The sequence below is a fragment of the Dehalococcoidia bacterium genome, assembly GCA_035310145.1.
Classification (GTDB): domain Bacteria; phylum Chloroflexota; class Dehalococcoidia; order CAUJGQ01; family CAUJGQ01; genus CALFMN01.
Genome location: DATGEL010000018.1, coordinates 1 through 16,037 on the forward strand (window position 1 = coordinate 1; position 16,037 = coordinate 16,037).

Consider the following 16,037-nt stretch of genomic DNA (forward strand, 5'->3'; position numbering starts at 1 on the left):
CCACGCTGCGTCCGTCAGTTCTCCCCGCCCGACCATGCCCAGCTCCTGTGGTGTGCACACCCTCCTGCACAGGATACCGGGCAACGGGTCCATTCATCAGACAGACCCTAATCACTTGACCCATTACAACTTGTCACACCCGTCGGAGGCGAGGTAGAGCGCCAGCTCCGCGACCTCCTCGGGCTGGGCGTAGCGGCCCATCGGCGTCTCCGCGATGAAGGCGTCGCGCACGGCGGGCGTCTGCCACAGCCGCGCCGAGAGCGGCGTTTGCACCAGCCCCGGCCCGATCGCGTTGGCGCGGATGCCGTGGCGGCCCAGCTCCAGCGCGGCGTTCTGCATCAGCATCGCCACCGCCGCCTTGCTCGTGCAGTAGGCGGTGAAGCCCTCGGCCACCTGGCGCGCGTTGAGGCTGGCGATCGCGATCAGCGAGCCGCCCCGGCCCTGGGCGATCATCTGGTTGGCGGCGTGCTTCACCGCGTAGAAGACGCCGTAGACGTTGAGCCGTATCACGCGGTCGAAAACCTCGCTCTCGAGCAGGTGGATCGGGCCGCCGCCGCCTGTGCCGGCCGCAAACAGGCCGACATCGAGCCGGCCGAACCGTTCGACCCCATGCCGCACGGCCGCCTCTACCTGCGCCTCCTCGGTCACGTCGGCGTGCAGACCGAGCGCCTGCCCGGTGCCGATCTCCTCCACCACGCCCGCGATCGCCTCGTCCTGCACGTCGGCGATCACGACCCGCGCCCCCGCCGCCGCGAAGCGCAGGGCGCCGGCGCGGCCGATGCCGCTGGCGCCGCCGGTAATCAGCGCCACCTTCCCATCCAGCAGATCGCTCATGCCCCCTCCGAAGGAAATAGGAGATAGGAAATAGAAAATAGGAACGAGGGGAGGGCCGTTCCCCCTATTTCCTATCTCCTTTTTTCTATTTCCTCGTTCCTCGCGCTACGCCCGCGGCAGGCCGAGGCCGCGCGTGGCGATCACGTTGCGTTGCACCTCGGAGGTGCCGCCGCGGATGGTGGCCGGTACGGCGCCGAGGTAGCCGCGGGCGAAGCTGCCTTCCGGCCGGCCGCGCACGATACCGCCCTTCATGCCGAGGCATTCCATCGCCGTCTCGGCCAGGCGCTGCGACAGCTCGGAGTTGAACAGCTTCGCCATCGAGGCCTCGTAGTTGGGAATCTCGCCGCGCGCCTGCATCGAGACGATGCGGAACGACTGCTGGAACATCACTTCCGTCTCGATGTAGCGCTGTGCCAGCTCCTGCCGCAGCCGGTTCGCTTTTGCCCGCTCGCGCAGCGCCTCGTCGGCGCGCAGGTGGTCGAGCAGGCGCATCAGCGTGCGCCGCGCCGCCACGGCGCCGCCGATGTTGCTGCGCTCGAAGTCGAGCAGCGTCATACCCACGTACCAGCCGCGGTTGACCTCGCCCACGACGTTGCCGGCGGGCACGCGCACGTCGTCGAAGAAGACCTCGTTGAAGTAGTGCCCCTCGCTCATGTCGACCAGCGGCCGCACGGTGATGCCCGGCGTCTTGATGTCGTCGATCAGCAAAAAGGTGATGCCGCGGTGCTTGGGCGCGTCCGGATCGGTGCGCACGAGCGCGAAGAGGGCGTCGGCGGTGTGCGCGGCCGAAGTCCAGATCTTCTGGCCGTTGACGACCCATTCGTCGCCGTCGCGCACGGCGCGCGTTTGCAAGGAAGCGAGGTCGGAGCCGCTGCCCGGCTCGGAGTAGCCCTGCGCCCAGGTGACCTCGCCGGCCAGGATCGGCGGCAGGTACGTTTGGCGCTGCTGCTCGGTGCCGTGCACGATCAGCGTCGGCCCCAGCAGCGAGACGCCGGAACCGCCGACGTTCGGGGCGCCGGCGCGGGCGATCTCCTGGTTGAGGATGAACCGCTCCATCGGCGTGAGGCTCGCGCCGCCGTACTCCTTGGGCCAGTGCGGCGCCACCCAGCCGCGTTCGCCCAGGGCGTGGTGCCAGTCGATCGCCGCCTGGCGGATGGCGGGGTCGGGCGACTTGCGGTCGAACTCCCAGGCGCGGCCCTCCACCTCGCCGGCGGCGGCCAGCCGGCGGTAGCGCTCCGGCAGCCGCGTGCGCACCAGCTCCTGCACCTCGGCGCGGAACGCCGCCTGTTCAGGCGAGTCTTTCCAGTCCATGCGGCTGACCTCCTGCAGTTGGCCCTCATCCTCACCCCCTTACCCCTCTCCTTCTCCCAATCCTGGGGAGAAGGAGAGGGGCGATCCTGGGGGAGGAAGTTCCAGCGGCCGCTGGGTTAGCGATCTCTGGTTGGGGCGCACGGCGTGCGCCCGTCGCGCCCACCGGCGCGACCAACAGCGCCCGACTAACCCGACGCCGCCCCGATCCGGCAACGCACGTTCGCCCCTCGCCCAGGATTGGGAGAGGGGTATGTGAGATGAGGTGAGGGCCGAACGCCCCGATGGTACTACGCCTGCCCGCCCCCTGCCGGGTAGACGATGAATTCCAGCAGGTTTTGGTCCGGGTCGCGCGTGTAGACGCTGGCGCCGACGGCCGTGCCGCCGCCGCGCCCGCCCTGGCGCGAGACCGGCCCGACCTCGACCGGGGCGCCGGCCTCGCGCAGCAGCGCCGTGATGCCCGCCACGTCGCCGTCCCAGACGAAGCAGAAGTCGCCGCAGCCGGGCCGCGCCGCCGGCCCGCGCAGCGTGAAGGCCGCGCGCTGCCAGAGCGCCGGCGGATGCAGGTTGATCTTGTTGGCGCCGAACTGCACGGAGACCAGGTGCCCCGTGCCGGCGCGCCATGCCTCCTCACCGACGATGCCGAAGCCGAGCCGCCGGTAGAAGCCGATCATCTCCTCGTAGTGTTCCGCCGGGATCGCCACGTGGTCGAAGCCGGTGACGGCCATCGCTTCTGCCTCCTGAGCAATCAAAGCGAGCACCCGATCGCGGACGCCCGCCGCACCGCGGCACAGCGCCATTGTGCATCGCGGCGCGCCTCTCCGTGCGCCGCCGCGGGCGAGCGATGGTCCCGGCCCAATCTGCCGGCAATTCGACAGAAGGCGGCAGCAGACGGCGCGAACAGGCGTGCTAAAATGAAGCGTCGGCGTTGACTGTTCCTCCCCGGCGCGCAGCCGCGCCCCGGTTGCCTGGTCCCTCGGTGCTTCGGTTCTCCGGTTTCAGGAGGCCCCCATGTCGCCGCTCGATCATCATGTCTATGTCTGCCTCGAAGAGTACCGCCTGACGCACGAGTCGCCCACCGCCTCCGAGCGCGCCCGTATCGAGTGGCTGCTCTGGCAGTCGCGGGAGCGCCTGGCGCGACGCCACGCCGCCGCGCGCTGGCTGGGTGCGCGGCTGGTGCGGCTGGGCGAAGGACTGCAGGGCTGGGCGGAGGCCGCCGCGCGTCCCCATTCCGGCCACGTCTCCCGCCCGCCCGAGCCCGGCCGCTGAGCGCGGTTTCCTCCGCTCGGCCCGCTGCCGCGGGCCGTCAATCCGGCGATGTGGCCGGCGCTGCGGCCGGCGGGCCGTGCAGGCGAACCAGTTCTTCGGCGACCGCCAGCCCGAGGTCGATCGCTTCTTCGACAGAGAGCGCCGCGCCCGTCGCCCGCTCGGCGGAGAAGGCGTCCTCGCCGAGTTCGTCTTGTAACCGCTCCAGGGTCGTGGCGATCGTTTGCATCACGATCTGCACTGGTATGCCGCCGCGCCCCGGCCGCCAGACCGAGGCGACCGCCTCCAGCCGGGCGGCCTGCCGCGGCATGCCAGCGCGCGCGGCCGCCACACTCACGCAACTGAGTGCCGACCACACCCCCCCGCCACCGCCGGTGCCCGCGATGCGTTTGACCCGACGGTTAACCCCGAAGCATTCTGTGAGCCGGGCGGCGGCGGCCGCGGTGTCGCCGTCCAGCAACTCGGCCCAGGCAAGGAACGCCAGAAACAGCAGCCGGGCGTTGCTGTTCGCGCCGTCGATCACACGCAATTCGCGGGTGGCTTCCTCAAGCAGGGTCCGCGCCCGGCCGAACTCCCCGCGTGCGATGGCAAGCTGACCTTCACGCGCGCGCAGTATGGCGCGGGTCCGCCGACCGGCACTGCCCAGCGTCTCCTGCAGCGCGGCAAACAGCGACTCGGCCCGCGCCACTTCGCCGCGCACCAGGGCGCCGCTGAACGGATACGTGCCGACGGTGGCAACCCGGTCAACCCGGCCGAGGCGGTAGAACAGCTCGGAGGCTTCTTCCGCGAGCGGATCCAGCTCATCCCACCCGCGGAGAATAAATGACCGAAACGCCAGCGCACCAAGCGCTTCCGCGAGGCAGAGGCTGTCGCCCAACTCCCGGCTCAGGGCAACCGCTTCGTAGAGTCCCCGCTCCGCGGCCTCCAACGCCGTGGTGGGCGTGTACGCCGAAACGGCGCAGGCCAGCAGCCTCGCCCGGGAGACGTTTGGCTCGGCCGCTTCGGGCAGCGCCAGCAGCCGCTGCCGCCAGGTCTCGGCCTCGTTCGGCAGGCCGAGGTCCGCGAGAAAGCGATGGGCGCTCCAGAACAGGCGTACACCGACGTCCAGCTCCCGGCGCGCAACGCACCAGCCCAGCGCCGCCCGCAGATTGTCCAGCTCGGGCTCAAGCCGAGTCGACGCATCCGTATCGACAGAGCGCTCGACGAGATCGACGACCTGCAGCGCGAGCTGCCGGCGCAGCGCCTCCGCCTCGGCGCTCGCCTCCAGTTGCTCCAGCGCAAACTCGCGGATGGTCCCCAACATGCGGTAGCGCGGCTCGCCGTTCGCGGAGGACGCCTCCCGCACGAGGCTCTTCTCGACCAGCGAGGAGATCCCGTCGAACACCTCGATGCCCAGGTCGCCGTCCGCGTTGCCCACGGCCTCTGCCAGCTCCAGCGTGCACCCGCCGGCGAAGACCGAAAGCCGCTGCAACAGCCTCTGCTCTTCGGCCGAGAGCAGCGTGTAGCTCCAGCCAATCGCGTCGCGCAGCGTCTGTTGCCGCGCCGGCGCGTCGCGCGGCCCGCCGGTCAGCAGGGGCAGCGGATTGGCGAGGCGGCCGAGCAGCGCCGCCGGCGACAAGCTGCGCACGCGCGCGGCGGCCAGCTCGATCGCCAGCGGCAGGCCGTCGAGCCGGGCACAGATTGCTGCAGTGGCCGCCGCGTTCTCCTCGCTCAGCCCGAAGTCCGGGCGCGCCTCCTGCGCCCGCGCCACGAACAATTGCACCGCCGCGTTGCCGGTGAGCGCGGCGGGATGGCGCTCCCCTTCAGCCGGCAGCGGCAAGAGGGCAAGCGGGTACTCACGCTCGCCGCGCAGCCGCAGCACCGTGCGACTGGTGACCAGCAGCGTGATGGCCGGCGCGGCCTGCAGCAGGACCGCGGCGAACTCTGCCGCGTCGAGCACGTGCTCGTAGTTGTCCAGCACGAGCAGCAGCCGCTTCTCGCGCAGCGCCCGCCCCAGCGTCTCGCGCAGCGGCACGCCCGGCCGCTCCTGCACGCCCAGCACCAGCGCCACTGCCGCAGGCACGGCCGCGGGGTCCGTCAGCGGCGCCAGGTCGACGAAGAAGACGCCGTCGGGGAAGGCGTCGATCGTGGCGGCTGCGGCCTGCAGCGCCAGCCGCGTCTTGCCCGTGCCGCCGGCACCGGTCAACGTGACGAGCCGTGCCTGTGTCAACAGCCGCACCAGGTCCGCCAGCTCGCGCTCGCGGCCCAGGAAGCTGGTGAGCTGCAGCGGCAGGTTGTTGGGCCGGCTCTCCAGTGTCTTGAGCGGCGGGAAGCTGTCCGGCAGGCCGGGAGCAGTGAGCTGGTAGAGCTGCTCCGGCTCGGCTAGGTCTTTGAGGCGGTGGCGGCCCAACTCGCGCAGGCTCGCGCCGGCGGGCAACGCCTCACGCACGAGCCGTGCCGTCGCCTCCGAGAGCAGCACCTGGCCGCCGTGCCCCGCGGCGCGAATACGGGCACAGCGGTTCACCGCGCTGCCGTAGTAGTCGCCCTCGCGCAGGTCGGCTTCGCCCGTGTGCAGCGCCATGCGCACCCGCAAGGGGCCGATTTCACCCCAGTCCTCGGCCGCCAGCGCCCGCTGCCCGGCGAGCGCCGCCGCCACGGCAGCACTGGCGCGCACGAAGACGCAGAAGAGCGAGTCGCCCTCGCCGCGCGGACGCACGACCACGCCGTCGTGCCGCTCGAAGATGGCGGTGAGCAGCGCGTCGTGGCGGGCCATGACCTGGCGCATCGCCTGGGGCTGCGCTTCCCACAGGCGCGTGCTGCCCTCCACGTCCGTGAACAGGAAGGTGATCGTGCCGGTAGGCAGATCGGCCATCGCGCGGCCTCACAGTGCGGCGAACGCCTCACAAGGCTTCGCCGGCACGCCGAGCATAGCCAGCGTGGCTGACCGCTGACAACGTTCAGCCACAGGGCTCCATCTGCTCCGGGTGCTGCGGCGCTACAATGACGGCGCAGTGCCGTGCGCATGAATTCGCGTGCGGCCAGGCGATCGAGGCGATGAACGCTGCCGCGCCCGCCGTCACCGTGCGCCCCGTGCAGAGCGTGGCCGAGTACCGCGCCTGCCAGGAGCTGCAGCGGCGCGCCTGGGGCATCACCGAAGACGGCTACGTCGTGCCCGTCGCCACGATGATCAGCGTGCAGCACGCCGGCGGGCTGGTGCTCGGCGCCTTCGTGCCGGATGCAGACGGCGAGCGGCTGGCCGGCTTCGCCTTCGGCTATCTGGGCCGCATTCGTGGGCGCTGGGCGCTCTACTCGCAGCTCGCCGCGGTCGACGAGTCGCTGCGCGACCTGGGCCTCGGCGGCCGGCTGAAGCAGGCGCAGCGCGAGTGGGCGGTTGGGCAGGGACTGGCGCTCGTCGCCTGGTCGTTCGACCCGCTGCAGGCCGGCAACGCCAACTTCAACCTGCACAAGCTGGGAGCAATTTGCCGCACCTACCAGGTCAACTACTTCGGCGAGCGCAGCGACGCGCTCAACGCCGGCCTGGAGAGCGACCGGCTGCTGGCCGAATGGCCGGTCGAGCGTGTAGCGCGCACGTGGCTGGGCGGCGATGCGGAGCCGTTCGATCTGGTGAGGCCCGCGCCGTCGCCGGCGCCTGCCTGGAACGATGCCGCGGCAGAAGCGGCGCGGCCGCTGCGCATCGAGATTCCCGCCGACATCGCCGCGCTGCGGGCGCACGAGCTTGCGCAGGCGGCCGCCTGGCAGCAGGCCGTGCGCGAGGCGTTTCAGCGCGCCTTCGCCGCCGGCTACGTGGCGATGGACGTGCAGCGCGACGATCACGCGGCGGGCCGCCGGGTCTTCTATCTGCTGAAACGGTTGCGCTGAGATGGCCGCGGAGCGGCCAGGTGGCAGCTGAGATGGCCGCGGAGCGGCCAGGTGGCAAAGGAGAGCTGTGACGATGGCCTACACGGTCGAGCGCATTGACCTCTGCCTGGCGCGGCTGCCGCTGGTGCGGCCGTTCACCACCTCCAGCCACACGAAGGACCATTTGGAGCACATCCTCGTGCGCCTGCGCACGGCGGACGGCGCCGAGGGCTGGGGCGAGTGCGCCAGCCCCTCCGACCCCTACTACTGCCCGGAGACGACGGAGACCTGCTGGCACCTGCTGCGCGACTTCCTCGCGCCGGCGCTGCTGGGCGTCGCGTGGGAATCGCCGGAGACGGTCTCCGCACTCTGGCAGAAGGTGCGTGGCAACAACTTCGCCAAGGCGGGGCTCGAGATGGCCTGCTGGGACCTCGACGCCCGCGCCCGCAGCGTCTCCGTCGCGTGGGCGCTGGGCGGCGAGGAGGCGCGGCCGGCGATCGAGAGCGGCATTTCGCTGGGCATCGAGGCATCGCCCGCGGCGCTGGTCGAGCAGGTGGCGCGGGCGGCGGCGCAGGGCTACCGGCGGATCAAGATGAAGATCGGTCCGGGCCACGACGTGGCCTACGTAGGAGCCGTGCGCGAGCGTTTCCCCGACTTGCCGGTGATGGTGGACGCCAACTCGGCCTACACGCTGGCCGACGCGCCGCTGCTGCAGGCGCTCGACCGCTTCAACCTGATGATGATCGAGCAGCCGCTGGGCGACGACGACATCATCGACCACGCCGCGCTGCAGAAGCAGTTGCGCACGCCGATCTGCCTGGACGAAAGCATCCACAGCGCCGAGGACGCGCGCAAGGCGCTCGAGATCGACGCGGGCCGCATTATCAACATCAAGGTCTCGCGGCTGGGCGGGCTGGGCGAGGCGAAGCGCGTGCACGACCTCTGCCGGGCGCGCGGCGTGCCCGTCTGGTGCGGCGGCATGCACGAGTTCGGCGTCGGCCGCGCGGCCAACGTGGCGATCAACAGCCTGCCTGGCTTCACCCTGCCCGGCGACATCAGCAGCTTCAGCGAACGCTACCGCGAGGACCTGGTCGAGCCGCCGCTGGTAATGCACGACGGCCTGATGCCCGTGCCGCTCGACCGCCCCGGCCTCGGCCACGACGTGATCGAGCAGCGGCTGCGCGCCGCGCTCGTGCGCGAGGAGTCGCTGACCGCCCGCACGCGGGTCGCCGTCTAAGCGGGCGCCTGCGCCCTTTCACCACCACGAGCAGGAGTCGCGCCGTGTCCGTTGCCGCCGCCGTCCGGGCCGCACTCGAACCGCGCGTCGGGGAGTTGGCCGCGCTGGTGGCCGAGCTGGCCGGCATCGAGTCGCCGACGGACGACCGCGCCGCGCTGGAGCGCATGGCCGCGCGGCTGCTCGACCTCTTCGCCCCGCTCGGCGCCCTCGAGCGCTTCCCACAGGCGCAGAACGGCGATCACTTCGTTGTGCGCATTCCGGGCAGAAGCGAGACAGAGCCGGCGCTGGCGCTCTGCCACTACGACACGGTCTGGCCGCTCGGCAGCCTGCGCGAGTACCCCGTGACGAGCGAGGACGGCGTGATGCGCGGGCCGGGCGTGTTCGACATGAAGGGCGGTATCGTCTGCCTGCTCTACGCGCTGCGGGCGCTGGAGGGCCGGCCCAAGCGGCCGCTCTGGGTCTTCTTCAACTCGGACGAGGAGACGGGCAGCCACTCCTCACGCGGGTTGATCGAGGCGCTGGCCGGATCGTGCGCCCACGCCCTGGTCTACGAGTCGCCGCTGCCGGCGGGGGCGCTGAAGACGGCGCGCAAAGGCACGGGCCGCTACACCGTCACGATCGAAGGCCGCGCCGCGCACGCGGGCGTCGAGCCGGAGAAGGGGATCAGCGCCGTGCTCGAGGCGGCGCACCAGGCCATCGCCGCGCACGCGCTGAACGCGCCGGCACACGGCACCACGCTCAACGCCGGCGTGCTGCGCGGCGGCACACGCTCGAACGTCGTCGCCGCCCGCGCCGAGATCGAAGTGGACGTGCGCGTCTCCCGCGCCGACGAGGCGCGGCGCATCGACAACGCGCTGCGCGGCCTGCAGCCCGTGCTGCCGGGCGCCCGCATCGCCGTTTCCGGCGGACTGCACCGCCCACCGATGGAGCGCAGCCCGGCCACGGCGGCGCTGTTCGCGCGGGCGCGGGCGATCGCGGCCGAGATGGGCGTGGAGCTGGGCGAGGGCGCCACGGGCGGCGGCAGCGACGGCAACTTCACCGCGGCGCTCGGCCTGGGCACGCTCGACGGCCTCGGGCCGGAGGGCCGCGGAGCGCACGCTGCCGACGAGCAGGTGCTGCTCGAGAGCCTGCCGCGCCGCGCCGCGCTCAGCGCCGGGCTGCTCGACGCGCTGTAATCCGGCGGGCGCCTAACCCTGACGGCCATCGCCGTCTGTCCCTTCCCGAAACGAGGAAGGGACCCCTGAAGCGCACCAAGGACCGTGCCAGGGGAGCGAAGCGCCGGTGTCCTTGCGGGATCCCCGGCCGTCCTCCAACCGGGCGGCAGGCAACACCGTGCTGGTCTTGCCTGCCTCATCGCAGAGACGAAAACACCAGTGGCCGCCGCCCCCGTGCGCCACGTGGCTTCCCGGCGCCTCCCGCGAAGACACCCAACCCGCTCCCGTCTCATGCTGCGGGGAATGCTCAGAGAGACCCTTCCTGTGTCGGGAAGGGACAGGTTTCGCCGGCGAAACCAGGGTTAGGCACCCCGGGCGGCCGCGCCTGCGCGCGATCCGATGATGCCGCATTTGCGCATCTCCTCTACACTGGGGGAGGATTCCGCAGGTTTGCCAGCGCCAACGCTGGCAGTGAGAAAGGATCGCGGCATGACCACGCAGGAACGCACCGAGGTCACCCCGCCCGCGGCGCCGGTGGCTCCGGCCGGCATCAATCACCTGGTGCTCAACGTCAAGGACATCGAGCGCGCCCACGCCTTCTGGTCGGGCATCCTGGGCTTCGAGCAGTGCGGCGAGCTGGCCAACCGGCCCGGCGTCACCATGCGCTTCTACCGCGGCAACACCGGCTCGCACCACGACCTGGCGCTGATGCAGGTGCAAAACCCGGAGAGCGTGCAGGACCCGTCCGGCGAGTGGAACATGGGCGCCCAGAAGACGGGCATCAACCACGTCGCGATCAAGTGGCCCTCGCGCGAGGCGTGGCTGCAGGAGATCGCCTTCCTGCAGAGCAAGGGCGTGCCCTTCCACCGCCGCGTCGACCACGGCATGACCCACAGCGTCTACATCTCCGACCCCGACGGCCACGGCATCGAGGTGCTGTACGAGCTGCCGGAGGAGATCTGGTCGGGCGATGTGAACGGCGCGCTGAACTACGCCAAGAACCTGCCGAACGAAGGCCCCGAGGCGCTGCAGGACGACACCGGGTACAAGAAGTTCGGCTCCTAGCCGGCAGCGTCGTTCTCACCGCTGCGTTAGTCTGCGGGGCGCACGCCGGTGCGCCCCGCTCGTTTTGGAGCGGGGCCAACCATGACCGCCGATCGCCTCTCGCATCTCGACCGGCATGGCCGCGCCCGCATGGTGGATGTGACGGCCAAAGACGAGACCGTGCGCGAGGCGACGGCGCGGGGCCGCGTGCTGATGCGCGCGGAAACGCTGGCGCTGGTGCTTGCCGGCGAGATCGCCAAGGGCAACGTGCTGACCACGGCCGAGCTGGCCGGCGTGATGGCGGCCAAGCGCACGCACGAGCTGATCCCGCTCTGCCACCCGTTGCTGCTCACCGGCATCACGGTCGAGCTGACGCCCGACGAAGCCGCCAGCGCGATCGAGATCCGCGCCACGGTCAAGACCACGGGCAAGACCGGCGTGGAGATGGAGGCGCTGACCGCTGCAGCCGTCGCCGGCCTCACGATCTATGACATGTGCAAGGCCGTGGACCGCGGCATGCGCCTCAGCGACGTGCGCCTGGCGCACAAGTCCGGCGGCAAGAGCGGCGTGTTCAGGGAACAGGGGACAGGGGACAGGGAATAGAGGGTGCAGGGCGTCGGCCCCACCCCTACGCCCTGCGGCCTGTTCCCTGTACGCTGTGGCGTGTCACGAGAGACGGGGAGGGCGAAACGATGGCGGAGGGAGCGCTGGCGGGGCTGCGGGTGCTGGAGTGCGGCGAGCTGGTGGCCGCGCCCTTTGCCGCCAAGATCCTCGGCCAGCTCGGCGCCGACGTGGTCAAGCTCGAACCGCCCGCCGGCGACTCGTTGCGGCGCCGCGGTCCCTTTCCTGCCGGCAAGGAAGGCGCCGAGACGGGCGGCCTGCACCTCTTTTTGGACCAGGCCAAGCGCTCGGTCGTGCTCGACCTGGAAACCGCCGCGGGGCAGGCGCAACTGCGACGCCTCGCCGCCGGCGCCGATATCCTGATCGCCAGCGGCTCGCCGGCGCTGCTCGAACGCCGCGGCCTGAGCGACACCGCCCTGCGGGCAGCCAACCCGCGGCTCATCGTCACGCTGATCACGCCCTTCGGCCTGGCGGTGACGGAGGACCGCGAGCTGCCGGTGCGGCCGCTGCCCGACCTAGCGGCCAGCGGCTGGCTCTCGATCAGCCCGGGGGCGCTGGACAACGCCAGCCTGCCGCCCCTGGCGCCGTTCGGCCAGCAAGCGCACTATCAGGCGGGGCTGCACGCGGTGATCGCCACCCTGGGGGCGCTGCTGGCGCGGGACGGGGGCGCCGGCGGACAGCTGATCGACATCTCCACCCAGGCTGCCATCGCCAGCCAGCTCGAAAGCGGCCTGATGCATTACCTGTACAACAACCGCGTCGCCAGCCGGCTGGGCACGCGCATCGTCGGGCCGTGGGGTATGGTGCAACTCGCGGACGGGCTCTTCTTCCTGCTCACGGTCACAGAAGACGAGTGGAAGCGGCTGCTCGACTTCCTCGGCAATCCCGAGTGGGCGGAGAGTCCGCTCTTCGCCGACCGCCTCGTGCGCGCGGAGAACAACGACGCTCTGCTCGGCCTGCTGGAGAGCGAGATGGCCGGCCGCGGCGTGGCCGAGACGTATGCCGCGATGCAGGCCCGACGCATCCCCTGCACCCCCGTGAATGACATGGCGGCGCTGCTGCGCAACGATCACCTCAACGCCCGCGGCGCCTTCGTGCAGCTCGATCATCCGGACGCCGGCACGCTGACCTATCCCGGCGCCCCGTGGCAGCTTGGCCTCACGCCCTGGCAGCCGGGCCGCCGCGCCCCGCGCCTGAGCGAGCACAGCGAAGAGGTGCTCCGCGAAGCGGAGGGCAGCGGGTCCGAGGTGGAGAGCAAGGCCGAGGCAGCCGCCCCCACCCTGTCACCTGTCACCAGTAACCTGTTACCTTCGTCCCGACCGCCCCTGGCAGGCGTGCGCGTGGCCGACTTCACCTGGGTCTGGGCGGGGCCGGTGGCCACGCTGCAGCTCGCGCACCTGGGCGCCGACGTGATCAAGATCGAGTCCGCCGGCCGGCTCGACACCGTGCGCAGCCTGCCGCCGATGTGGCAGGAGGAACGTGGCATCAACCGCTCCGGCTACTTCAACCAGTACAACCAGGGCAAGCGCAGCATCGCCCTCAACCTCAAGCAGCCCGAAGCGATGGAACTCGCCTATGAGCTGGTACGGCGCAGCGACGTGGTCGCGGACAACTTCAGCGCCGGCGTGATGGAGCGCATGGGGCTGGGCTACGAAAAGCTCAAGCAGATCAAGCCGGACATCATCCAGATCTCGCTCGCCGGTCACGGCCAGACGGGGCCGATCGCCAAGTACGTCGCCTACGGCCCGACGCAAGTGCCGATGATCGGCCTGATGAGCCTGACCGGCTATCCCGGCGGCATTCCGCGCGAGGTCGGCATCTCCTACGGCGACCCGAACGGCGGCCTCAACGCGGCGCTGGCCGTGCTCGCCGCGCTGCATCATCGCCAGCGCAGCGGCCAGGGCCAGTGCATCGACATGTCGCAGTGGGAGGCGGCGCTGCCGCTGGTGGCCGAGGGGCTGCTCGCCTACCAGGTGGAGGGCCGCCAGCCCGAGCGCCAGGGCAACCGCGACGCCTTCGAGGCGCCGCAGGGCGTCTACCGCTGCGCTGGCCCAGGGGACGACGCCTGGCTGGCACTCGCCTGCTGGAGCGACGGCGAGTGGCAGGCGCTGGCGCGGGCGATCGGTCGCGCCGATCTGGCGGCGGCTCCTTCGCTGGCGAACCGTGCCGGCCGCAAAGCGCGCGAGGACGAGATCGACGCCGCCATCACTGCCTGGACACAGGCGCGCGAAGCCGAGGCTGCGGCGACGGCCTTGCGGGCGGCGGGCGTGGCGGCGCAGGCGGTGGCGACGACGCGGGACGTGTCGGCGGACGCGCGGCTGGCTGAGCGGGACTTCTGGGTGGAGCTGCCGCACCCGGAGTGTAGCGGAGCGCGGCATGCGGGCATCCCCTGGCAGCTCGGCGGCACGCCGCTGGCGGTGCAACGGTCGGCGCCAACGCTGGGGCAGCACACGGACGAGGTGCTGGCCGGGGTGCTGGGACTCAGTGCCGCGCGGATTGCAGCGCTGCACGCGGCCGGCGCCCTGGAGTAGGGCCACGGCGGGTGGTTTGACCGGCGGCAGCCGCTCTGCCGCAGAATGAAGGCAAGCCCCCGCGGAGCCGCGATTCCGTGAGCCAGCGTCGGATCGACTGTGTCCGCGCTTTTGCGCGCCTTGCGCCGCTGCTGGCGGGGGCGCTGCTGGCGGCATGCAGCGGTGGCAAGCCGCGGCCGACGGCGAGGCCGAGCGCCGCCACGCCGGCCGCGCAAGTCACAGCCGCCGGCCCGGCGCAGCCCGCCGTGCGGAAGGCCGCGAACGCTGCCGCCGCGACGAGCGCGCCGGCCGAGCCTTCCACGCCGGACGCGACGAGCGCGCCCGCTGTCTCGCCTGCGGCCACGGTCACGGCGGCGCCGCGGCCTGTCCAGGTCACGCTGACGCCGCTGGGGCAGACCGATCTCGGCGACAGCGGCTTCAACGGCAACGTCTGGGTGCACAACGGTTTCGCCTACATCGGCGCCTACGGCTCCGGCAGCGCCTGCCCGGCCAGCGGCGTGCGCATCGTCGACGTCTCCGACCCGGCCAAGCCGACGCCCGTGGCCGCCGCCGCCGCGCTGCCCGGCAGCTCGCAGGAGGACGTGCGCGTTCAGCATGTGGATTCGCCCGCCTTCAGCGGCGATCTGCTGGCCGTGGGCATCCAGCACTGCGGCCGCGCCGGGCAGGGCGGCCTGGCGCTGGTGGACGTGAGCGACCCGCGCCACCCGGCCACGCTCTCCTTCTTCTCCACCGATCCGGGTATCGGCGTGCACGAGCTGGACCTGGTGCAGCAGGGCGATCGCATGCTGGCGCTGCTGGCCGTGCCCTACGCGGAGCGCGACCACGGCACGGGCGAGTTCCGCATCGTGGACGTGAGCGACCCGCGCCATCCGAAGCAGCTCTCGGCCTGGGGCGCGGGTAAGGCGCTGGGCGTGGATCTCAGCGGCGGCATCGGCTGCAATCGTCAGATCTTCGCTCACAGCGCCCACGCCAGCGCCGACGGCCGCCGCGCCTATCTCTCCTACTGGGACGCGGGCGAGATCGTGCTCGACATCTCGAACCCGACCGCGCCGCGCCTCATCGCCTGGATCCGCTATCCGCCGGGCGAGGAGGGCGAGACGCACTCCGCTGCCGAGGCGAACGGCGGCAACGAGTTGCTGATCGCCGACGAGAGCGGCATCTTCGGCCCGCCGCCGGGGCTGCATCTTCGGGTAGACGCGCCCGACGGCCCGCGCCAGGTCGCCGCCTGCGAGGCGTTGTACTCGGCTTCGCTGAACGGCGCGGGCGTGATCGCGGGCAGCCTGGTGGACGGCGGCGGTTGCGGCGCGGTATCGGCGGCGGTCCGTGGCCGGGTCGCTCTGCTCGACGCCGGTCCTTGCCAGCCCTACGACCAGGCGGCGCGGGCGATCGGGGCCGGCGCCGTCGCGGCGATCGTCATGGCGCCGGGCGACGCCGTCTCGCTGGGCGGCGGGCGCGGGCTGGGCGCGCCCGTGGTGGTGATCGGCGCAAGCGACGGCGCGGCGCTGCAGGCGGCGCTGGCGAACGCCCCGCTGCCGGTGACGCTGCCCTCGGAGCGGCACTCGGGCGGCGTGCGCATCTGGGACATCTCCGACCCGGCGGCGCCGCGCCAGCTCAGCGAAATGCAGACGGCCGACAGCACCACGTTTCCCGCGCCCGGCCCCGGCTACTACTCGGCGCACAACCCCTTCGTGGTGGGCAACCTGGCCTTCGTCTCCTGGTACACGGACGGCGTGCGCGTGTTCGACATCTCCGACCCAACCGCGCCCCGCGAGCTTGCCGCCTACGTGCCGCCGGTCACGCACAACCCGCTGCAGACCGAGTTTCCCGATACGCCGCTGGTCTGGGGCGCTTACGTCGCAGGCGACGTGGTCTACCTCAGCGACATCAACGGCGGCCTCTACACGCTGCGCTGGGCGAGGGCACAGGGCACAGGGAACAGGGAATAGAAAGTGGCAGGTGACCGGAGGAGACGGAGCGAGAAGCCCGGAGCGAGGAGCCTGGTTTCTCGTTTCTCGATGCACGTTCCTCGTCGCGGGGCGGCGGTGGGAGAAGCCGGGGCCACATGGGTGTGACAAGTTGTAATGGGTCAAGTGATTAGGCGGCCTGGGCGAGTTGCGTGGCGTGCTGGGCGCGGAGTGCAACCATGACCTGGCCGCCAGCATCCGACCAGCGTGCCCCGGCCCGCTTGAGCCGCTGTTGGATGAC

12 protein-coding genes are annotated in these 16,037 nt (G+C 71.6%); 8 read left to right on the top strand and 4 right to left on the bottom strand.

Annotation, left to right across the window (positions count from 1 at the left end):
- Positions 1-123 precede the first annotated feature (123 nt).
- The 3 genes from VKV26_03635 to VKV26_03645 all read right to left on the bottom strand — a co-directional run bounded on the left by VKV26_03635 (position 124) and on the right by VKV26_03645 (position 2,870).
- Complete coding sequence (locus VKV26_03635; GenBank protein HLZ68980.1) at positions 124-834, bottom strand: SDR family oxidoreductase; 711 nt, start codon at positions 832-834, stop codon at positions 124-126.
- 105 nt (positions 835-939) lie between these two features.
- Positions 940-2,145 carry an acyl-CoA dehydrogenase family protein gene (locus VKV26_03640; protein ID HLZ68981.1) on the bottom strand — a complete coding sequence of 402 codons (1,206 nt, stop codon included), beginning with the start codon at positions 2,143-2,145 and terminating at the stop codon, positions 940-942.
- Positions 2,146-2,432: 287 nt separating this feature from the next.
- Complete coding sequence (locus VKV26_03645) at positions 2,433-2,870, bottom strand: VOC family protein (GenBank protein ID HLZ68982.1); 438 nt, start codon at positions 2,868-2,870, stop codon at positions 2,433-2,435.
- A 283-nt stretch (positions 2,871-3,153) separates the two neighbouring features.
- On the opposite strand from VKV26_03645, the gene VKV26_03650 reads away from it, so the two are divergent.
- Positions 3,154-3,411, top strand: a complete 258-nt coding sequence (locus VKV26_03650) for a hypothetical protein (GenBank protein ID HLZ68983.1) — start codon at positions 3,154-3,156, stop codon at positions 3,409-3,411.
- Between the two features lie 37 nt (positions 3,412-3,448).
- Here the strand turns inward: VKV26_03650 and VKV26_03655 are convergent, their stop codons facing one another.
- Entirely contained in the window at positions 3,449-6,259 is a 2,811-nt protein-coding gene (locus tag VKV26_03655) for an adenylate/guanylate cyclase domain-containing protein (GenBank protein ID HLZ68984.1), read from the bottom strand.
- Positions 6,260-6,441: 182 nt separating this feature from the next.
- Here VKV26_03655 and VKV26_03660 point away from each other — a divergent pair, with 182 nt between their 5' ends.
- The 7 genes from VKV26_03660 (at position 6,442) to VKV26_03690 (ending at position 15,778) form a co-directional block, all read left to right on the top strand.
- Positions 6,442-7,266, top strand: a complete 825-nt coding sequence (locus VKV26_03660; protein ID HLZ68985.1) for a hypothetical protein — start codon at positions 6,442-6,444, stop codon at positions 7,264-7,266.
- Positions 7,267-7,339: 73 nt separating this feature from the next.
- Positions 7,340-8,482, top strand: a complete 1,143-nt coding sequence (gene menC, locus VKV26_03665) for an o-succinylbenzoate synthase (protein HLZ68986.1) — start codon at positions 7,340-7,342, stop codon at positions 8,480-8,482.
- Positions 8,483-8,526: 44 nt separating this feature from the next.
- A complete protein-coding gene (locus VKV26_03670) occupies positions 8,527-9,657 on the top strand; it encodes a M20 family metallopeptidase (protein HLZ68987.1) in 1,131 nt (376 codons plus the stop codon).
- A 468-nt stretch (positions 9,658-10,125) separates the two neighbouring features.
- Positions 10,126-10,701 (top strand): VOC family protein, encoded by a 576-nt coding sequence (locus VKV26_03675; protein ID HLZ68988.1) that lies wholly within the window; start codon positions 10,126-10,128, stop codon positions 10,699-10,701.
- Between the two features lie 81 nt (positions 10,702-10,782).
- Complete coding sequence (gene moaC, locus VKV26_03680) at positions 10,783-11,283, top strand: cyclic pyranopterin monophosphate synthase MoaC (GenBank protein HLZ68989.1); 501 nt, start codon at positions 10,783-10,785, stop codon at positions 11,281-11,283.
- A gap of 89 nt (positions 11,284-11,372) precedes the next feature.
- Complete coding sequence (locus tag VKV26_03685; protein ID HLZ68990.1) at positions 11,373-13,832, top strand: CoA transferase; 2,460 nt, start codon at positions 11,373-11,375, stop codon at positions 13,830-13,832.
- Between the two features lie 77 nt (positions 13,833-13,909).
- Positions 13,910-15,778 (top strand): PA domain-containing protein, encoded by a 1,869-nt coding sequence (locus VKV26_03690; protein ID HLZ68991.1) that lies wholly within the window; start codon positions 13,910-13,912, stop codon positions 15,776-15,778.
- Positions 15,779-16,037 lie beyond the last annotated feature (259 nt).